Source organism: Telluria beijingensis, assembly GCF_030770395.1.
GTDB classification, from domain to species: Bacteria; Pseudomonadota; Gammaproteobacteria; order Burkholderiales; family Burkholderiaceae_D; genus Telluria; species Telluria beijingensis.
Genome location: NZ_CP132480.1, coordinates 25,052 through 45,302, shown reverse-complemented (window position 1 = coordinate 45,302; position 20,251 = coordinate 25,052). Strand labels below are relative to the sequence as shown.

The following is a 20,251-nucleotide window of genomic DNA, read 5'->3' as shown; positions in this document are numbered from 1 at the left end:
CTCCAAAGTTGTGTGCCTGGTGCGCCGTCGGCTCGTGGCCCGGCGCGGCCCTGCTTATATGGACAGGGATCTTCCCGTCCGAATACTACATCGTTACCAATCGTAGAGCCCCGGCAAGCCGAGGATGCGGGTGAGTTCTTCCAGCGCGGCCGCGCATTCCAGCGCCAGCTGCGGGTCGGCCAGGTCCTTCGGCTCGACGCGGTCGCGGTAGTGTCGTTCCACCCAGGCCACCAGCTGGGCATACAGCGCCTCGGTCATGATCACGCCCTGGTGCATGGCGGCCGCTTCTTCATCGGTCAGCACCACGCGCAGGCGCAGGCAGGCCGGTCCGCCGCCATTGCGCATGCTCTGGCGCAGGTCGAATTCGACCAGTTCGTCGATCGGGCCGCCGCTGGCGACCAGCCCGGCCAGGTAGTTCGATACCGCCGCGTTCTCGCGGCATTCGTGCGGCACCACCAGCGCCATGCGGCCATCCGGCTTGGACAGCAGCTGGCTGTTGAACAGGTAGCTGGCCACGGCGTCGGCCACCGGCACCTGGCTGCTGGCCACGCGCACCGACTGCAGCTCGGTGTCGACGCCGGCCAGCGCACGCCGGAGCAGATCCAGCGTGCCGGCTTCGTCGGCGAAGGCCTGCTCGTGGTGGAACAGCACATTGCCGTTGCCGACCGAGATCACGTCGTTATGGAACACGCCCTGGTCGATCACGTCCGGATTCTGGGCGGCGAACACGGTGCGCGCCGGGTCCAGGCCGTGCAGGCGGGCGATCGCCTGCGACGCTTCCAGCGTCTGGCGCGCCGGGTATTTTTTCGGGGCGGGCGCCGAGGGGTCGAACTCGACCCGGCCATAGACGAAGAACTCGACCCCGGCCGCGCCATGGCTGGCGGCGAAGCGGGTGTGGTTGGCGGCGCCCTCGTCGGCGAAGGCCGGGACCGACGGCAAAGTGTCGTGCACCACGAAGCGGTTGCTGTCGGCGAAGATCGCGCGCAGGGTGCGGGTGGCCTGCAGGTGTTCTTCGGAACGGTGCAGCTTGTTGTTCAGGTTGGCGGCGGTGAAGTGCACGCGGCCGTCGAGCGAGTCGCTAGAGGGACTGACGGTGCCGGCATTCGCGGTCCACATCGGCGCGGCCGACCAGGCGCAGGCCAGGATCACCGGCGCGTCGCGGTAGGCGCGGCCCAGGACGTCGGCGTCGGTGCCCGAGAAACCCAGGCTGCGCAGCAGGCGGAAGTTCGGCCGGCCCTGCGGCGGCATCACCGCCTGGGCGAAGCCGCGCGCGGCCAGTTCGCGCATCTTGGCCAGACCCTGCAGCGCGGCCTGGCGCGGGTTCGAGGCCGAACGCACATTGTTGAACGAGGCGACGTTGCCGAACGAGAGGCCGGCATAGTTGTGCGACGGGCCGACCAGGCCATCGAAATTGAATTCGCGGGCGTCACGCATCGTCACGCTCCCTTGGCCGGGAAGGACAGGCCGGGCGACAGCTTGGCCGGCAGTTCCAGTGCGGAGGTCTCGATCGAGGCCACCGGATAGGCGCAGTAGTCGGCCGCGTAATACGCGCTCGGGCGATGGTTGCCCGATTTGCCGACGCCGCCGAACGGCGCCGAGCTGGCCGCGCCCGTGGTCGGGCGGTTCCAGTTGACGATGCCGGCGTGGGCACGTACCGAGAAGCGCTTCCACAGCTCTTCGCTAGGCGACAGCAGCGCCGACGCCAGGCCGAACTCGGTCGCATTGGCCACGCGCAGGGCGTCGTCGAAGCTCGCGACGCGGATCACCTGCAGCAGCGGGCCGAACCATTCTTCATCCGGGATACCTTGCGCATCGGTGGTGTCGACGATGCCGGCGGTGACGAATCCGGCGTTGGTGTCGAGCTGGCGCATCTGCAGCAGGATCTTGCCGCCTTTCGTTACCATATCGGCCTGCGCCTGCACCAGGCGGGCCGCGACGGCGCTCGAGACCACTGGGCCCATGAACGGCTGCGGCTCGGCGTTCGATGGGCCGACCTGCAGCTGTGCGGCCACTTCGACCAAGCGCTCGAGGAAGGCCTGACCCGCCTCGTTATCCTGGATGACCAGGCGGCGCGCGCAGGTGCAGCGCTGGCCGGCCGAGATGAAGGCCGACATCACGGTATGGTGGACGGCGGCGTCGATGTCTTCCACGCCCCAGACGACGAGCGGGTTGTTGCCGCCCATTTCCAGCGCCAGCATCTTGCCCGGCTGGCCGCCGAACTGCTTGTGCAGCGCCGCGCCGGTCTGGCTGCTGCCGGTGAACAGCACGCCATCGATCAACGGTTCCTGTCCCAGCGCGATGCCGGTCTCGCGGCCGCCGTTGACGAGGTTCAGCACGCCCTTCGGCAGGCCGGCCTTGGCCCACAGTTCGACGGTTTTCACGGCGGTACGCGGCGCGTATTCGCTCGGCTTGAACACGACTGTATTCCCCGCGATCAGGGCCGGCACAATGTGGCCATTCGGCAGGTGGCCGGGGAAGTTGTACGGGCCATACACGGCGAACACGCCGTGCGGACGGTGGCGCAGTACGGCATTGCCGTCGGCGACCTTGCTGGCCGTCTCGCCGGTGCGCGCGCCGTACGACTGGACCGAGATATCGATCTTGTTGGCCATGGTCGCCACTTCGGTGCGCGCTTCCCACAGCGGTTTGCCGACTTCCTCGGCGATGGTCGCCGCCAGTTCCTCGGCGTTGGTCTTCAGCAGGTCACGGAAGCGCGTGGCGATGGCGATGCGCTCATCCAGCGCAGTCAATGCCCAGGCTTCGAAACTGTCGCGCGCGGCTTGCGCGGCGCGCGCCACGTCGTCGCCCGTCGATTCGTTGCTGGTCCAGGTCTGGCGGCCGGTCGAGGGATCGACGGTGGCCAGTTCGCGGCCGCTGCCGGCGAGCCACTCGCCATTGATGTAGTTCGATAGATTAGCCATGGCTGTTCTTCCTGGTATTGAGTGTCAGGGTCCGCACATTGTCGCCAGCGCTGCAGCGCAGTTGCGCCAGCTCGTCGGGGCTCAGGGCCACGCTGGTGGCGCCGGGGACGGCGCGGGTCAGGATCATCCGGAAATCGTCGAGGCGGGTATTCGACACCAGCATGTGCTCGGTGTCCGGCGCAGCGTCGTGGTCTTCGACCGGCAGCCCTTCGGCCGCCACCGCCAGCACGCTGTCGCGCACCGCGCGCAGCTCGGACACGCGGCCCTGCAGCACCGGGCCGGCATCGAAGATATCGACGTAGCCCTCGTAGTACATGCCTTCCTGCTCCAGCAGGCGGCGCGCCGGCTGGGTCGAGGTGTGCACCTTGCCGATCACGTCGATCGCCGACTGCGGCAGGTAGTCGACGTACAGCGGCTGGCGCGGCATCAGCTCGGCGATGAAGGATTTCTTGCCGAGCGCGGTCAGGCCGTCGACGTGGTTGAAGTCCATCTTGAAGAAGTGGCGGCCCAGGCCTTCGTAGAACGGCGAGTCGCCGGCCTCGTCCTGGTAGCCGCGCATCTCGGCGATGATCTTCTCGGTGAACAGGTGCTGGAACTGGGCGATGAACAGGAAACGGCTCTTGGACAGCCACTTGCCGTTGAAGCCGGCCCGGAACTGCGGCAGCAGGAACAGCGAGCACAGTTCGGTCGAACCGGTGAGGTCGTTCGACAGGTACAGCGTCTCCATCCGGGTGAACACGTTCAGCTCGCGGCTGCAGTGCACCAGGGTGCCGATGCGGTAGTTGTAGAACGGCTCGTTGAGACCGACCGCGCCCTTGATCGCGCACACGCCGGCGATGCTGCCGTCTTCGGTGCGCTCCAGCACGAACATGTAGTCGCGCTTCTCGGGCGCGATGGTCTCGGCGAACGAGGCCTCGGACGTCGCCAGGCGCTGGCCCAGCATCTCGGGATCGGGTTTCAGCGTCGTCATGCCGCTGCCGGCCTGGCGCGCCATCTCGATCAGCGCATCGAGGTCGGAAGAATTGGCGGAACGGATCACGAGCATGCGGGTTCTCCCTGGATGCGCACGCATGCGACCTCGTCGCCCGGCGCCACGCCCAGCGCCTGCTGGACGTCGCGCGGCAGCGCGATGCTGGAGGCATGCTCGAGCGGCGCCGAGCGCACGATCACGGCGCGGAAACCGTTGTCGATGGTGGCGACGGCGTAGTCGACCGGCGCGACGTCGGGCGCCGCGTCAGGCGCGGCGCCCACGCGCACCCGGTGCGAGGCGCAGAACGAGCGCAGCGCGTTCTTGTGCGCCTGCAGGATCGGGCCGCCGTCGAAGATGTCGATGTATTCGTCGGCCTCGAAGCCTTCCTGCGCCAGCAGGTCGAAGGCCATCTGGCCGCCCGGGTGAATCTGGCCCAGCGCGGCCTGGGCGTCGCCCGGCAGCAATGGCACGTAGACCGGATAGTGCGGCATCAGCTCGACGATCAGGGTGCGGTTGCGGGCGCCCTCGATCAGGCGCTCGGCCTCGAGGAAGTCCATCTTGAAGAACTTGCGGCCCAGCGCATTCCAGAACGGCGACTGGCCGTCTGGATCGAGGCGCCCGGCCAGCGGCACGAAGAAGCGGTCGCCGAAGCGGTGCGGCGCCAGCATCGCGTACAGCAGGCGCGCGCGCGACAGCAGCGCGGCCTCGGCGCCAGCGCTGTCGCGATGGCGCACGAAGAAGCCGGACAGCTGCGAGTAGGCGGTCAGCTCCGAGCACAGGGTCAGCGCGTGCACGCTGTGGCTGATGTTCAGGTCGCGCGAGACCTGCTGGATCACGTCGTTGCGGAAGGCGAAATACGTGCCGTTCGAGCCAGCCGAGGCGTGGATGATGGCAGTGCCGAGCACTTCGCGCGAGCGCAGGTCTTCCAGCACGAACAGGTAGGATTCCTCGCTCGGGATATCGACCTGGGCCGCGAACGAGGCGATCGAGCGCTCGACCGCCGCATGGACGCCTTCGCGCGTGCGCGGCAGCGTGTGCACGCCCGGCATCGAGATGGCGGCCATCGCCTCGAGCGCGCCGATATCCGCGCGATCTACCGGACGGACAACATACATGTGTACTCCCTGGTGAAACGATGTGGAGACAATGCGGGCGGCCGGCCTCACCTTTTCAGGCGGGCCGGCCGCGACCGGACAATAGGACTCAGACGCCCTTGAATTCCGCCACCGCCGCCCGCATCAGGCGGTCGGCCTCGACGANGCGGCCGCCCACACCTTTGCCGGGGGCCCGCCCGCGACCGGACAATAGGACTCAGACGCCCTTGAATTCCGCCACCGCCGCCCGCATCAGGCGGTCGGCCTCGACGATCTGCTCGTCCGACACCACCAGCGCCGGCGCCAGGCGCACGACGTCCGGGCCGGCGATCAGCAGCATCAGGCCCAGCTTCTCGCACAGCTTGGTGTAGTCCTTCGAACGGCCCTTGAAACCTTCGGCCATCGGCAGGCCGATGAGCAAGCCCATGCCGCGCGGCTGGCCGAACACGTCCGGATGGTCGGCCGCCAGTTGCTGCAGATTGGCCATGACCTTGGCGCCCGCTTCCTTGACGCGGCCCAGGAAGGCCGGCTGGTTGATCAGCTCGAGCACCTTGAGGCCGACGCTCGAGGCCAGCGGGTTGCCGCCATAGGTGGTGCCGTGGGTGCCGACCGCCAGGTACTGGGCGATCTCGGTGGTGGTCAGCATGGCGCCGATCGGATAGCCGTTGCCCAGCGCCTTGGCCGAGGTCAGCACGTCCGGCACCACGCCCATCTGCTCGTAGGCGAACAGGGTGCCGGTGCGGCCCATGCCCGACTGCACTTCGTCGAACACCAGCAGCGCGCCGGTCTGGTCGCAGATCTCGCGCAGCGCCTTCAGGTAGTCCGGGTTGCCCGGGATGACGCCGCCCTCGCCCTGGATCGGCTCGACGATCACGGCGGCCACGTCGTCGGTGATGGCGGCGCGCGCCGCTTCGATGTCGTTGTACGGGATGTGGCTCAGGTCTTGCGGCAGCGGTTCGAAGCCTTCGGTGTACTTCGGCTGGCCGCCGACCGAGACGGTGAACAGGGTGCGGCCGTGGAACGACGACAGGCAGGACACGATGCGCGACTTGTGCGGGCCGAATTTGCCGTGCGCGTATTTACGAGCCAGCTTGAGGGCCGCTTCATTGGCTTCGGCGCCCGAGTTGCAGAAGAAGGCGCGCTCGGCGAAGGTGGCGTCGATCAGGGCCGAGGCCAGGCGCAGCACCGGTTCGTTGGTGTAGCCGTTACCGATGTGCCACAGGGTGTTCAGCTGTTTGGTGAGCGCTTCGTTGACTTCCGGATTGGCGTGGCCGAGCGCCGTGACGGCGATGCCCGAGGTGAAGTCGAGGTAATGCTTGCCTTCCTGGTCCCACAGGTCGAGGCCCGACGCGCGCACCGGCACCATCGCGGCCGGGGCGTAGGTGGGGACCAGGACCTCGTCGAAGGTCTGCCGGGTCACCGGCAGCGTGGCGATACCCGAATCAAGCTTTGCGTTCATGGCTTCTTTTCCTCATCCAATCTGTGTGGGTGGCGCGGGTGGAATCACCGCATGATCGGGCCATTATAGAAACGCTTCCTGACAACTTCTTTTAGAAGTGCGACAGGCATTTTCATTTTTGGACGACCGGGCAAGGCTAGCCTTGCCCGGTCGTCCCCGCAAAGGCGGGGACCCAAGTTTGCTCGCACCGTGGCTGCGTTTGAAGACTGTGGCAAGTGAAGGACTTGGGTTCCCGCCTGCGCGGGAACGACGTAGTCCGGCAACGGGCCGGGAGGGTGAGTGCCTACTGCGCCAGCTTGCGCTGGCGCTCCTCGCGCGGCGTATTCCCGAACAACGCCCCAAATGCCGTCGAGAAATGCGAGCCCGACGAAAACCCGCACATCAGCCCGACCTGCACGATCGAGTGGTTGGAATCGAGCAGCAGTTGGCGCGCGCGGCGCAGGCGCAGCTCGAGGTAGTAGCGCGACGGAAGGCTGCCCAGGTACTGCTTGAACAGCCGCTCCAGCTGGCGCCGCGAGACGCCGGCCAGTTGCGCGATCTCGTCGGTGGAGAGCGGCTCTTCGATATTCGTCTCCATCAGCGCCACCGCCTCGGACAGCTTGGGCTGCAATACGCCGAAGCGGGCCTGCAGCGCCACCCGCTGGCGCTCGTCCGGGCCGCGCACGCGGTCGATGCACAGGGTTTCCTTGACTTGCGCCTGGACCGTGGCGCCGAACAACAGCTCGACCAGGATCAGGGCGAAGTCGATGCTGGCCGCGCCGCCGCAGCAGGTAAGGCGGTTGGCGTCGAACTCGTACAGGTTGGGAGTGAGCACGGCCTGCTCGGCCTGGGCATTCACGTCCGGATACAGGGCCCAGGGCAGCGCGGTGCGCGCGCCGTGCAGCACGCCGGCGTCGGCCAGCCACAGCACGCCTGCCCCCACCCCGCCCCAGTAGGGCGCGGCGCGGCAGCGGTCGATCAGCGCGCGCAGGTTGGCCGGCCGCAGGGCGGCCTCGGACTCGTCGGCCACCAGCAGCACCAGGTGCCAGTGGCGTCCGGGGTCGCCCATGAATTTGTCGGGACCGCGCACGTCGACGTGCAGGCGCTCCGGCCCCAGCACCTTGGCCGCCAGGCGCAGCGGCTGGACCAGCCCGGACCAGGTCAGCGCATCGGGCTCGCCGGCATTGACCAGCAGCACGCGCAGCGGCCGCTCCTGCGCCAGCAGGGACAGGTCAGGCGGCATCGCGGTGCACGATGGATGCCATGGCTGGAAGATAGGGACAGGACGACATGGTCGACTATCATACCGGAGAACAACAGGCACGTTTTGGACCGCCCTACCCTCTTGTGAGATATTGCGTGGCGGGCAACGGAAGGCGCGACGGACGGCTATAATCCCGGCCCATGGGGGAACGATATCTAAAAAGCGTGCGGCTGCTGGCCGAGTGCATGCAGGGCTTCGAGCGCGTCTCGGGCGATGCGGTGCGCCAGCACGGATTGACGCATGCACAGTTCGACATCATCGCCACGCTCGGCAATACCAGCGGCATGAGCTACAAGGAACTGGGCGAACGCACCCTGATCACCAAGGGCACCCTGACCGGCGTCATCGAACGGCTGGAACAGAAAGGCCTGGTGCTGCGCGAGCGCAGCTGCGACGACAAGCGCTCGTTCTTCGTGCGCCTGACGCCTGCCGGTGAGGGGGTGTTCTGCGATGTGTTCCCGAAAGTGATTGCACGTGGAAAAGAATTGTTCACCGCTTATAGCGACGCCGACTATGCGGCGCTCGAGCACGCGCTCGGCCTGCTGCGCACCCGCATCCGCGGCAACGGCGTCGACCCTGGCGATGCCCCCACGCCATTACCATCCCATCTGAAGGAATCGCCTTGAAAACCTCTCTCATCGACGGCAAGAAGCCGGCCCATTTCGACAAGCACATCATTGGCAATATCCTGCTGGACGTCGCCCCGCTGGACGAGGTGAAGCAGGAGCCGATGCTGATCGGCGTGCGCAACGAAGCCGGCGAGATCTACCGCCTCATCGGCGCGACCAAGCTCAACAGCTACATGAATGCGGTCGAGGAATTGCTCGACTTGGGCCTGCTGGATGAGCTGGAAAACCTGGAAGAACAGAAGGAAGGCTGCGACGCCATCTTCAGCGAAGAATAACGGCGCCTGGTTGCCCCTGGCATTGGCTGCGATGGCGGCTAATGCCTTGGAGCAATTTTTGCAAATTGGCCGCGGTGTTGGGAGTATAATTTTTCCATGGACCAAGTCTCTGCCCTCGACAGCATCGCCGCCGAAGCCGGCCGCGGCGAACTTGCCTTCCCGACCAGCGTCAACGCCTCGCTGACCCTGCAGCGCGCGCTGGGGGAGCCCGACTGCCATATCGACGCCGCTGCCCGCCTGGTGCAGGCCGAGCCGCTGCTGGCGGCGCGCACGGTGGCGATCGCCAACTCGGTGGCCTATAACCGCAGCGGCCACGAGGTCACCAATGTGCGCGCGGCGGTCCAGCGCGTGGGATTCCGCACCCTGGGGGCGCTGGCCGCCTCGGTCATCGTGCGCCAGCTGGCCAGCGAGATCCGCGACCCCGGCCTGCGCCACAAGGCCGATCAGTTGTGGGCCCACTCGGCCCACGTGGCGGCGCTGGCGCAGGTGATCGCGCGCCGCGTCTCCTTCGTCGATCCCGAGACAGCGCTATTCGCCGGCATCGTGCACGAAGTCGGCGGCTTCTATTTGCTGTCGCGAGCCGAAGCCCTGCCCGGCCTGCTGGACGATAATCTCGATGCCTGGCTCGACCACGGCGAAGCGGCCATCGGCCGCGGCGTGCTGCACAAGCTGGGCGTACCGGGCCCGGTGATGAACGCGATCGAGGCGCTGTGGGACGGCATGCGCGCGCTGCCGCCGGAAACCCTGGGCGACACCCTGCTGCTGGCCAACGACCTGGCGCCGCTGCCCTCCCCGCTGTTCGTGCCGCCCGGCGCGACCACCCATGCGGCGGCGGCCACCATCGACTTCGTGTTCGGAAACGGCACGCTTCAGGGCGTGCTGGAAGAGTCGGGGGAAGAAGTGAAGAGCCTGACTTCGGCGCTGCTGTAGGCGGCGCGCCCAAAAAAACGCCCGCTCGGTGAAGAGCGGGCCAAGTCCAAAACTAGGGATGTCCTGAAAGAGACAGGTCCATCTTAAGCGTCAGTCGATGCGTGCTCCGTACGTTCACGCACACTGGCGCACGTGTTTTTCGATTCGTCCGCATCGCGGCGTCGCCAGCCCAGCCGTGCATTTCCCATTCCCGCTTTCTGCTAAGGTCGTCCGGGCCAGGAGCGCGCCAACCGCGTGCGCGCACCGGCGTACTTACGCTTCGGAGGGAATCCCATGAACATCGACCTGAACGACCAGGTGGTGCTGGTGACCGGCGGCGATTCCGGCATCGGCCGCGCCATCAGCATCGCCTTCGCCGCGGCCGGCGCGAAGGTGGTCGTCAACTACAACCGCAGCGCCGACAAGGCCGCCGACGTCGTACGGCGGATCGAACAGGCCGGCGGCCAGGCCCGCGCCGTCCAGTGCGACGTGTCGAGCGAAGACGACGTCGAGCGCCTGTTCAGTGAAACCGACCAGGCCTTCGGCGGCCTCGACATCCTGGTCGCCAATGCGGGCATGCAGAAGGATGCGCACATCGCCGACATGTCGCTGGCCGACTGGAAGGCCGTGCTCGACGTGAACCTGACCGGCCAGTTCCTGTGCGCCCGCGCCGCGGTCAAGCGCTTCCGCCAGCAGGGCAACCGCGGCCGCATGCGCGCCAATGGCGTCATCCTGTGCATGAGTTCAGTCCACGAAACCATCCCCTGGGCCGGCCACGTCAACTATGCCGCCTCCAAGGGCGGCATGGGCATGTTCATGCGTTCGCTGGCGCAGGAGGTGGCGGGCGAGCGCATCCGCGTCAACGGCATCGCGCCCGGCGCCATCCGCACCCCGATCAACGAAGACGCCACCGAGGGCGACGCCGGTAACAAGCTGCTCGAGCTGATCCCCTACGGCCGCATCGGCGAGGTCGCCGACGTCGCCAACCTGGCGCTGTTCATGGCCTCCGACCTGGCCGACTACATGACCGGCTCCACGGTCTATGTCGACGGCGGCATGTCGCTCTATCCGGGATTCGAAGACAATGGCTGAACCGACCGCCACCACACCGCCGCGTCCGATCGCCGACCACGGCGCCATCGGCAATATGGCCACCATGGCGCTGGTCGCGCTCGACGGCGCGATCGACTTCCTGTGCTGGCCCGACTTCGATAGCCCCAGCATCTTCGCCGCCCTGCTCGACCCCGACAAGGGCGGCCACTTCACCGTCGCCCCGGAGATCGCGGACGCGCGCGTGGTCCAGACCTACCTGCCCGACACGAATGTCTTGCTGACCCAATGGCTGGGCGACGAGGCCAGCGTCCACGTGACCGACCTGATGTCCGGCCCCGAGGAGCTCGGCCACGGTCCGGCGCGCCTGCTGCGCCGGATCCACGTCACCAGTGGCGAGGCGCGCATCCGGGTCGACTGCCAGCCCCGCTTCGACTATGCCCGGCAGCGGCCCGAGGCCGAGGTCGGGCAGGACCAGGTGGTGTTCTCGGCCCCCGGCGCCCCGCGCCTGCGCCTGTCCGCGCCGGTCACCTTCGTGGCGGCCGATGGCGGCGCCACGGCCTGCATCGTGCTGCGCGAGGGCGACGTACTCGACTTCGTGCTCGACGAGGATGGCGACGCGGCGCTCGACGCCAGCGGCCGCAACGCCCTGCTGAAGGAAGTCATCCACCACTGGCAGGCATGGAGCCGGCGCTCGACCTACCGCGGCCGCTGGCGCGAGGCGGTGATGCGGTCGGCCCTGGTGCTCAAGCTGATGACCTCGTGCCGCCATGGCGCGATCGTCGCGGCCGCGACCTTCGGCCTGCCCGAGGTGCTGGGCGGTTCGCGCAACTGGGACTATCGCGCCACCTGGATCCGCGACGCCTCGTTCACCGTGTATGCGCTGATGCGGCTCGGCTATATCGACGAAGCCAAGGCATTCACGCGCTGGACCGCCGAATTGCCCCGGCATGACCCGGTCGATGGCCATCTGCGCATCATGTATGCGCTCGACGGCGGCCAGATCGGCGAAGAGATCGAGCTCGATCACCTGGCCGGCTATGCCGCCTCGAAGCCGGTACGGATCGGCAATGCCGCCGCCAGCCAGCTGCAGCTCGACATCTTCGGCGCCCTGCTCGATTCGATTTATCTCAGCAATAAGTATGGCGAAGCGATTTCTCACGCCGACTGGGTGGGCGTGTGCCAGGTCGTCAATTTCGTGTGCGACAACTGGCAGCGTCCGGACGCCGGCATCTGGGAAGGGCGCGAGCCGGAGCGCGAGCACCTGCACTCCCAGCTCATGTGCTGGGTGGCGGTCGACCGCGCGCTGCGCCTGGCCGGCAAGCGCTCGCTGCGCGCGCCGTTCGACCGCTGGATCGCCGCGCGCAACGAGATGTCGCGGTATATCTGGGAGACGTTCTGGAACGACGAGCTCGGGCATTTTGTGCGCAGCAAGGGTTCGCGCAACGTGGACGGGGCGATGCTGATGATGCCGCTGGTGCGCTTCATTGGCTCCACCGATCCGCAGTGGCTGGCGACACTGGACGCCATCGGCGAACAGCTCAGCCACGACGCGCTGGTGCAGCGCTATGACCGCGACGATGGACTCGAAGGCGAGGAAGGCGCGTTCGCGGCCTGTTCCTTCTGGTACGTGGAATGCCTGGCGCGCGCCGGGCGTATCGACCATGCGCGCAATAATATGGAAAAGCTGATCGCCTACGGCAACCACGTCGACCTGTACGCGGAAGAGTTCACCAACAAGGCCGAGCTGCTCGGCAACTTCCCGCAAGCCTTCACCCACCTGGCCCTGATCAGTGCCGCGACCTATCTCGATGCCGCGCTCGACGGCAAGCTCGAGCATCCCTGGCAGCTGTAGACAAAAAAAACCCGCTCCGTTGCCGGAGCGGGTGAAGTCCAAAACTAGGGATGTCCTGAAAGAGACGAGTTCATCTTACTGGCGGCATGGCCCACGCTCGGTGCGTTGATTCACATTCGTGATGATTTTTTTAACATTGTTGGCCACGCGATTATTTCGCTGAGCGAAATAAATATGTTCCAATAGAGTGATTTCTCTCGCAGGAGTTTGGTCCCACACTGGCTGCATGGATCGCGAATGACGCGGCCCGCTAACCAGGAAAAGACCATGAAAATCCATCACCACCCACTGTCCGGCCATTCCCACCGCGTTGTCCTGTTCGCGTCGCTGCTCGGCGTTCCCCATGAGCTGGTCGAAGTCGACCTCATGGCCGGCGCCCACAAGAGACCGGAATTCCTCGCCCTGAACCCGTTCGGCCAGGTGCCGGTGCTGGAAGACGATGGCGTGGCCGTCTCCGATTCGAACGCGATCCTGGTCTACCTGGCGCGCAAGGCCGGCCGCGAAGACTGGCTGCCGACGGACGCGGCGGGACTTGCTGCCGTGCAGCGCTGGCTGTCCGTGGCCGCCGGCGAAGTGGCCTACGGTCCGGCGGCGGCGCGCCTGATCACGGTGTTCGGCGCCAAGTACAACGCCGACGAAGTCATCACCCGCGCCCACGCCCTTCTGGCCCGTCTCGAAACCCACCTGGCAGGCCGCGACTGGCTGGCCGCCGACCGTCCGACCATCGCCGACGTCGCGCTGTACAGCTACCTGGCGCGCGCGCCGGAAGGCAATGTCGACCTGTCCGGCTATCCGGCCGTCGGCCGCTTCCTGCGCCGCATCGAGGCCTTGCCGGGCTTCGTGCCTTTCGTCCAGACCGCGGTCGGCCTGGCCGCCGCGGCATAACGACGGCCCACGCCGGCATTCAACCGAGGAGACGATGATGGTCGAACCACTGGACAAGCTGCCTACCTGGCACGAAGGCGAACAATTCATCCAGGCGAAGCTGGGCGTCGCCGAACGCATGGAGATCCTCGGCCGCCGGGTAGTGCGCGATTTCATGCCCGACCAGCATCGCGACTTCTACGCCCAGCTGCCCTTCATCGTACTGGGCAGCGTCGATACCGCCGGCGATCCATGGGCAACCTTCATCGAAGGCCGGCCGGGCTTCATGGCGTCGCCCACGCGCACCACGCTCGACCTGGCCGCCCGCCCGCACCCGCTCGACCCGGCCGCCGCCGGCATGCATGACAGCGCGCCGGTCGGCCTGCTGGGCATCGAGATGCACACCCGGCGCCGCAACCGCATGAACGGCTTTCTATCGCACACGGATGGCGGCATGCGGGTCGACGTCGACCAGAGCTTCGGCAACTGCCCGCGCTATATCCAGCTGCGCGAGTTCGGCTTCGGGCGCGATCCGGTCGCCCCGTTCGGCGGCGAGGCCGAACACCTGGCCGCGCTCGATCCGGCAGCGCGCGCAATGATCGCGGGCGCCGATGCCTTCTTCGTCGCGTCCTACGCCGACCGTGCGGAACGGCGCCAGGTCGACGTCTCGCACCGCGGCGGACGGGCGGGCTTCGTGCGCGTCGCCGACGACGGCCTGCTGACGATCCCCGACTTCGACGGCAACCTGTTCTTCAACACGCTCGGCAATATCGTCCTGAACGGCAAGGCCGGCCTGCTGTTCGTCGATTTCGCCAGCGGCGACATGCTGCAGATGAGCGGCGATGCCGAAGTCGTGTTCGACTCGCCCGAGATCGCCGCCTACCAGGGCGCCGAACGGCTGTGGACCTTCAGGCCGCGCCGCATCGTGCGCCGCAGCGCCGGCCTGGCGCTGCGCTGGACCTTCCAGGAAGGCGGCTGGTCCGACAGCTCGCTGATGACGGGCGACTGGCGCCAGGCCGCCGAGCGCCTGCGCGCGGCCGAATTCGCGGCCCGCTGGCGCGGCCTCAAGGTGGCCCGCATCGTCCAGGAAAGCGACACCATCCGCTCGTTCTACCTGGAGTCCAACGATGACGCCGGCCTGCTGCCCCACCTGGCCGGCCAGCACCTGCCGATCCGGGTCACGCTGCCGGGCGCCGATAAACCGCTGATCCGCACCTATACGCTGTCGCACGCGCCGTCCGACGGCGGCTACCGGATCAGCGTCAAGCGCGAAGGCGCCGTATCGCGCTACCTGCACGAGCAACTGCGCGAAGGCGACCTGCTCGAGACCCGCGCCCCGGCCGGCGATTTCACCATCGACATGGGCGTGAGCCGCCCGGTGGTGCTGCTGGCCGGCGGGGTCGGCATCACGCCGATGCTGGCGATGCTGCGCCACATCGTCTATGAAGGCCTGCGCAAGCAGAAGATCCGTCCCACCACCATCTTCTATGCGGCCCGCACCAAGGGCGAGCGCGCCTTCGACCGCGAACTGGCCGAGCTGGTCGCCGCCGCCAGGGGCGCCGTCAGGCTGGTGCGCGTGCTGAGCGAGCCGGGCGACGCCGGCGAAGGTCCGGACTACGAGGCCGCCGGCCGGGTCGACATGGCGCTGCTCGGCCGTTACCTGGCTTTCGGCGACTACGAATTCTTCCTGTGCGGCCCGCCACCGTTCACGCAGGCGATCTACGACGGCCTGCGCGACATGAACATCGCCGACAAGCGCATCCACGCCGAAGCCTTCGGCCCGGCCTCCCTGGTGCGCGCGCCCGACTGCGCCACCGCGGCGGCAGCCCCGGTGCGGCAGCCGCCGGCGACGGACACGGTGCCGGTCATGTTCATGAACTCATTGAAGGAGGCGCGCTGGACGCCGGGCGGCGGGACCCTGCTCGAACTGGCCGAGGCGCGCGGCCTGGAGCCTGAGTTCAGCTGCCGCGAGGGCACGTGCGGCACCTGCCGCACCAAGGTGCTCAAGGGGACGGTCACCTACATCAAGGAGCCGGGCGCGAGCGTGGCGGAAGACGAGGCGCTGATCTGCTGCGCGGTGCCGGCGGCGCAGTCCGAGGGCGATGGCGGCCTGCAACTGGCCCTGTGAGGGTCAGTTGCAGCCAGTGCGGACAAAAAAAACCCGCTTCGTTGCGGAAGCGGGTGAAGTCCAAAACTAGGGATGTCCTGAAAGAGACAGGTCCACTATAGGGGCGCCGCGACGGCGACTCCGTGCGCTGCCACACACAATACTGTTAAATTATTCGCACAATTAGTTCACATCAAACAAAAAAGCCGCCGCGGCAGTGCCGGGGCGGCTTTTTTCATGCAACACGGGTGATTTACACCACCGCGCCGTCGGTCTCGTCCTTCTCCTTGATCGGCTTGATCAGGTCTTCGCGCTTGACGCCCAGCCACATGGCCACCGCCGCCGCCACGAACACCGACGAATACACGCCGAACAGGATGCCGATCGCCAGCGCGATCGCGAAGTAGTGCAGCGCATAGCCGCCGAAGAACAGCATCGACATCACCATCATCAGGGTCGAGCCGTGGGTGATGATGGTGCGCGAGATGGTGCTGGTGATCGCGTGGTCGATCACCTCCGAAGTCGTCATCTTGCGCTGCTTGCGGAACATCTCGCGGATCCGGTCGAAGATGACGACCGACTCATTGACCGAGTAGCCCAGCACCGCCAGCGTTGCCGCCAGCACGGTCAGCGAGAATTCCCACTGGAAGAAGGCGAAGAAGCCCAGGATGATCACCACGTCGTGCAGGTTGGCGACCACGGCGGCGACGGCGAACTTCCATTCGAAGCGGATCGCCAGGTAGATCATGATGCCGACGATGACCATGATCAGCGCGTTCAGGCCGTTCTGGGCCAATTCGTCGCCGACCGACGGGCCGACGAATTCCACGCGCTGGAGGCTGATCAGTTCTTCACCGGTCGCCTTGGCGCAGCTGGTGTGGTTGATCACCTCGCCCTTGTCGGTCGTGACCTGGCTCTGCTTCGGCGCGCCGCCATCGGCCGCGCAGATGGCGTTGAATACGCGCGCCGAGGTGCCGGCCGCTTCAGTGCCTTCCAGGATCGGCAGGCGCAGCATGATGTCCTGGGCGGTGCCGAAACTGGCCACCTCGGGGTGCGAATAGCCCATGCCGCGCAGCGTGGTGCGGATCTTTTCCTGGTCGGCCGCATGCGGGTAGCGCAGCTCCATCACGGTGCCACCGGTGAATTCGACCGAGAAGTTCAGGCCTTTGCTGAACAGGAAGAACACCGCCAGCACGAAGGTGAGCACCGAGATCGCATTGAGGATCAGGGCGTGGCGCATGAACGGGATGTCCCGTTTGATCTTGAAAAATTCCATGTCAGTCTCGAGTCCTTACTTCTTGGTAGGCGACATGCCCGGCTGCCAGACCGTGCCGATCGAAATCTTGGTCAGCTTCTTCTTGCGGCCGTACCACAGGTTGGCGAAACCGCGGGCCACGACCACGGCCGAGAACATCGAGGTCAGGATGCCCAGGCAGTGCACCACGGCGAAGCCGCGCACCGGACCGGAACCGAAGATCAGCAGCGCCAGGCCGACGATCAGGGTGGTCACGTTGGAGTCGACGATGGTATCCCAGGCGTGCTTGGAACCGGCCGCGATCGCCGCTTGCGGCGGCGCGCCGCCGCGCAGCTCTTCGCGGATACGCTCGTTGACCAGCACGTTGGAGTCGATCGCGACGCCCAGCGCCAGCGCAATTGCGGCGATGCCCGGCAGGGTCAGCGTAATCTGCAGGATCGACAGCAGGGCCAGCAGGAACAGCACGTTGGCCGCCAGCGCCAGCGCCGAGAACACGCCGAACAGGTGGTAGTAGATGATCATGAAGACCGCGATCGCCACGAAGCCCCAGATGGTCGAGTGCAGGCCGCGGTCGATGTTCTCGGCGCCCAGCTGCGGGCCGATCACGCGTTCTTCGACGAACTCCATCGGCGCCGACAGCGCGCCCGAGCGCAGCAGCAGGGCCAGCTCGTTGGCGTCCTGCGACGTACCCATATTGGTGATCTGGAAGGTCGAACCCAGCTCGCTCTGGATGGTCGGGGCCGACAGCACGTTGTAGACGCCCTTCTCTTTGAGCAGGATCGCCATGCGCTTGCCGACGTTGTCGCGGGTGGCCTGGCGGATGCGGCGGCCGCCGTCGCCGTTCAGGTCGAGCGAGACGGCAGGCTGCTGGTTCTGGTCGAAGCTGGCGGTGGCGCTCGAGATGTACTCGCCGGTCAGGATGATGTCGCGCGACAGCACGACCGGCGCGCCGCGGCCTTCGGTGAACAGTTCGGAATTGAGCGGAATCGCGGCCGACAGTTCGGTGCCCGGGGTCACGCTCTGGTCGACCATGCGCAGCTCGAGGGTCGCGGTGCGGCCGATGATGTCCTTGGCGCGCGCCACGTCCTGCACGCCCGGCAGCTGGACCACGATGCGGTCGGCGCCCTGCTGCTGGATGATCGGCTCGGTGGTGCCCAGCTCGTTGATACGCTTGGACAGGGTCACGATGTTCTGCTTGACGCCGTCTTCGATGGAACGCTTGATCGCGTCCGGCTTGAGGCTGACGACCAGTTTCTGGTCGGCGCCATCGGCGGCGTCGGCGAAGTTGATCTCGTTCGACTGCGCGCTCAGCACGGTGCGGGCGGCGGTGCGGGTGGCGGCGTCGCGGAAGCGCACTTCGATGGTGTCGCCCACGCGCTCGATGCCGGCATGGCGCACGTTCTTGTCGCGCAGGTTGCTGCGCACGCTTGCTTGCAGCGCCTTCACTTTATTGTCGATCACCGCCTTGGTGTCGACCTGCAGCAGGAAGTGCACGCCGCCACGCAAGTCGAGGCCCAGGCTCATCGGACCGGCGCCGATTTTTTCCATCCAGGCCGGGGTGTTCTTCACCAGGTTGACGGTGACGATGTAATCGGGGTTAGCTGGGTCTTTGTTCAGCTCTCTTTCGAGGGCCAGCTTGGCCTTGAACTGCTCTTCGGTGCCGGCGAAACGGGCGCGCACCGAGGTGCTGTGGCCCGTGCCTTCGAGGCTGATGCCGGTGGACGGAATGCCGACACGCTTGAGCGCATCCTCGACCAGGGTGGTGGAGGCGCTGGTGATGTTCAGGGTCGAACGGCCCGATGTCACCTGCAACGCCGGCGTTTCGCCGAAGTAGTTAGGCGCCGTGTACAACGCGCCGAGCAGCAGCGCGATGACGATCATTAGGTATTTCCAGACGGGATAGCGATTCATAGTGTTCCGGCGTTCAGGTTGGGCAGTGCGGCCCGCGGGCCGCACGGGCTTGCTCTTACAGGGCTTTCAGGGTGCCCTTCGGCAGCAGGGTGGTCACTGCATTCTTTTGCACGGTGATTTCGGTGCCAGTCGCGATTTCCAGGGAAACGTAGGCGTCGGTCACTTTCGAGACACGGCCCACGATGCCGCCGGCGGTCACGACTTCGTCGCCCTTGGTCAGCGCATCCATCATCGCTTTCAGCTCGCGCTGGCGTTTCTGCTGAGGACGGATCATGAGGAAATACATGACCACGAACATCAGGATCAGCGGCAGGAAAGTCGTCAGGCTGCCCATGATGCCTGGGTCAGCGGCGGCGGTTTGCGCATAAGCGTTGGAAATGAACACAAGAACTCCGATGGTGAAGTTAAAAAAATAAGCGGTGTATTCTAGCATCGGCTAGTCACCGAAAACCAAATCTGGCAATAGGTAATCTTGCTTTTCAGTATTGCAAGAGCCAGTTAGAAATTTTGTACTGGTCGCCAGCGTCAATACGATGGCGCCCCGCTTAGCGAGTAAGCAAGTGCTTACACGCCGCGTGCGCGCCCGGCATTGAATTCGATGCGGAAGTCGTTGAAACGGTCGGCATCAATGGCGTCGCGCATTTCCTGCATCAGCTTCAGGTAGTAGTGCAGATTGTGGATCGTGTTCAGGCGCGCGCCCAGGATCTCGTTCGAGCGGTGCAGGTGGTGCAGGTAAGCGCGCGAGAAATTCTTGCAGCAATAGCAATCGCAGCTCTCGTCGAGCGGCGCCTGGTCTTCCTTGTAGCGCGCATTCTTGATCTTGACGTCGCCGAAACGGGTGAACAGCCAGCCATTGCGCGCATTCCGGGTCGGCATCACGCAGTCGAACATATCGACGCCGTTCGCCACGCCGTCGACCAGGTCTTCCGGCGTGCCGACGCCCATCAGGTAATGCGGCTTGTTCTCGGGCAGGCGCGGGCCGACGTGGGCCAGGATGCGCTTCATGTCTTCCTTCGGCTCGCCGACCGACAGGCCGCCGATCGCCAGGCCCGGGAAATCGATGTCTTCCAGCCCGGCCAGGGATTCATCGCGCAGGTGCTCGTACATGCCGCCCTGGACGATGCCGAACAGCGCGTTCGGGTTCTCGCCGCCGGTGAATTCATTCATCGAGCGCTGGGCCCAGCGCAGCGACATGCGCATCGATTTCGCCGCTTCCTCCGCGGTGGCCGGGCGGCCGTCGATTTCATACGGCGTGCATTCGTCGAACTGCATCACGATGTCCGAGTTCAGCGCGCGCTGGATCTGCATCGAGATCTCGGGCGACAGGAACTGGCGCGAGCCGTCGATCGGCGAGGCGAACTTGACGCCCTCTTCCGTGATCTTGCGCATGGCGCCCAGCGAGAATACCTGGAAGCCGCCGGAGTCGGTCAGGATCGGCTTGTCCCAGCCCATGAACTGGTGCAGGCCGCCGAACTTGTTCATCACGTCCACGCCGGGGCGCAGCCACAGGTGGAAGGTATTGCCCAGGATGATTTGCGAGCCGACTTCCTTCAGTTCGACCGGGTCCATCGCCTTGACCGATCCATAGGTGCCGACCGGCATGAAGATCGGGGTTTCGATGGTGCCGTGGTTCAGCTTCAGGCGGCCGCGGCGGGCGTGCGACAGGCCGCTGGTGTCTTTCTTGAGCAGGGTAAATTCGAGCATCGTTT

Annotated in this window: 17 protein-coding genes; 7 read left to right on the top strand and 10 right to left on the bottom strand. The window is 66.2% G+C overall.

Going from position 1 to position 20,251, the window contains the following annotated elements; all coding sequences use genetic code 11:
* Window positions 1–93: 93 nt before the first annotated feature.
* The 6 genes from astB to Q9246_RS00165 all read right to left on the bottom strand — a co-directional run bounded on the left by astB (window position 94) and on the right by Q9246_RS00165 (window position 7,666).
* On the bottom strand, window positions 94–1,434 hold the full coding sequence (gene astB / locus Q9246_RS00190) for an N-succinylarginine dihydrolase (RefSeq protein ID WP_306394507.1): 1,341 nt from the start codon (window positions 1,432–1,434) through the stop codon (window positions 94–96).
* A 2-nt stretch (window positions 1,435–1,436) separates the two neighbouring features.
* Window positions 1,437–2,921, bottom strand: a complete 1,485-nt coding sequence (gene astD / locus Q9246_RS00185) for a succinylglutamate-semialdehyde dehydrogenase (RefSeq protein WP_306394505.1) — start codon at window positions 2,919–2,921, stop codon at window positions 1,437–1,439.
* A complete protein-coding gene (astA, locus tag Q9246_RS00180) occupies window positions 2,914–3,966 on the bottom strand; it encodes an arginine N-succinyltransferase (RefSeq protein WP_306394503.1) in 1,053 nt (350 codons plus the stop codon). Before astA ends, astD begins: the two co-directional genes overlap by 8 nt.
* Window positions 3,957–5,006, bottom strand: coding sequence for an arginine N-succinyltransferase (locus Q9246_RS00175; protein WP_306394502.1), 1,050 nt, complete (start codon window positions 5,004–5,006; stop codon window positions 3,957–3,959). Before Q9246_RS00175 ends, astA begins: the two co-directional genes overlap by 10 nt.
* Window positions 5,007–5,202: 196 nt before the next feature.
* Entirely contained in the window at window positions 5,203–6,444 is a 1,242-nt protein-coding gene (locus Q9246_RS00170) for an acetylornithine/succinyldiaminopimelate transaminase (RefSeq protein WP_306394501.1), read from the bottom strand.
* A 283-nt stretch (window positions 6,445–6,727) separates the two neighbouring features.
* Window positions 6,728–7,666 carry a GlxA family transcriptional regulator gene (locus Q9246_RS00165; protein WP_306394499.1) on the bottom strand — a complete coding sequence of 313 codons (939 nt, stop codon included), beginning with the start codon at window positions 7,664–7,666 and terminating at the stop codon, window positions 6,728–6,730.
* A gap of 161 nt (window positions 7,667–7,827) precedes the next feature.
* On the opposite strand from Q9246_RS00165, the gene Q9246_RS00160 reads away from it, so the two are divergent.
* From Q9246_RS00160 to Q9246_RS00130, 7 genes are all read left to right on the top strand, one after another.
* On the top strand, window positions 7,828–8,313 hold the full coding sequence (locus Q9246_RS00160) for a MarR family winged helix-turn-helix transcriptional regulator (RefSeq protein ID WP_306394497.1): 486 nt from the start codon (window positions 7,828–7,830) through the stop codon (window positions 8,311–8,313).
* The gene (locus tag Q9246_RS00155) at window positions 8,310–8,591 is read left to right on the top strand and encodes a hypothetical protein (RefSeq protein WP_306394495.1); all 282 of its coding nucleotides are present in this window, start codon (window positions 8,310–8,312) and stop codon (window positions 8,589–8,591) included. Before Q9246_RS00160 ends, Q9246_RS00155 begins: the two co-directional genes overlap by 4 nt.
* Before the next feature lie 96 nt (window positions 8,592–8,687).
* A complete protein-coding gene (locus Q9246_RS00150) occupies window positions 8,688–9,521 on the top strand; it encodes an HDOD domain-containing protein (RefSeq protein WP_306394493.1) in 834 nt (277 codons plus the stop codon).
* A gap of 273 nt (window positions 9,522–9,794) precedes the next feature.
* On the top strand, window positions 9,795–10,592 hold the full coding sequence (fabG, locus tag Q9246_RS00145; protein WP_306394491.1) for a 3-oxoacyl-ACP reductase FabG: 798 nt from the start codon (window positions 9,795–9,797) through the stop codon (window positions 10,590–10,592).
* Window positions 10,585–12,405, top strand: coding sequence for a glycoside hydrolase family 15 protein (locus Q9246_RS00140; protein ID WP_306394488.1), 1,821 nt, complete (start codon window positions 10,585–10,587; stop codon window positions 12,403–12,405). Before fabG ends, Q9246_RS00140 begins: the two co-directional genes overlap by 8 nt.
* Window positions 12,406–12,672: 267 nt before the next feature.
* Window positions 12,673–13,290 (top strand): glutathione S-transferase family protein, encoded by a 618-nt coding sequence (locus Q9246_RS00135; RefSeq protein WP_306394487.1) that lies wholly within the window; start codon window positions 12,673–12,675, stop codon window positions 13,288–13,290.
* Window positions 13,291–13,327: 37 nt separating this feature from the next.
* A complete protein-coding gene (locus Q9246_RS00130) occupies window positions 13,328–15,397 on the top strand; it encodes a 2Fe-2S iron-sulfur cluster-binding protein (RefSeq protein WP_306398276.1) in 2,070 nt (689 codons plus the stop codon).
* A 232-nt stretch (window positions 15,398–15,629) separates the two neighbouring features.
* Here the strand turns inward: Q9246_RS00130 and secF are convergent, their stop codons facing one another.
* The 4 genes from secF to tgt form a co-directional block, all read right to left on the bottom strand.
* Window positions 15,630–16,652 carry a protein translocase subunit SecF gene (gene secF, locus Q9246_RS00125; RefSeq protein ID WP_306394486.1) on the bottom strand — a complete coding sequence of 341 codons (1,023 nt, stop codon included), beginning with the start codon at window positions 16,650–16,652 and terminating at the stop codon, window positions 15,630–15,632.
* Between the two features lie 15 nt (window positions 16,653–16,667).
* The gene (secD, locus tag Q9246_RS00120) at window positions 16,668–18,542 is read right to left on the bottom strand and encodes a protein translocase subunit SecD (protein ID WP_306394484.1); all 1,875 of its coding nucleotides are present in this window, start codon (window positions 18,540–18,542) and stop codon (window positions 16,668–16,670) included.
* 55 nt (window positions 18,543–18,597) lie between these two features.
* Window positions 18,598–18,927, bottom strand: coding sequence for a preprotein translocase subunit YajC (gene yajC / locus Q9246_RS00115; protein ID WP_137173149.1), 330 nt, complete (start codon window positions 18,925–18,927; stop codon window positions 18,598–18,600).
* Between the two features lie 179 nt (window positions 18,928–19,106).
* Window positions 19,107–20,246, bottom strand: coding sequence for a tRNA guanosine(34) transglycosylase Tgt (gene tgt, locus Q9246_RS00110; protein ID WP_306394480.1), 1,140 nt, complete (start codon window positions 20,244–20,246; stop codon window positions 19,107–19,109).
* Between the last annotated feature and the right edge of the window lie 5 nt (window positions 20,247–20,251).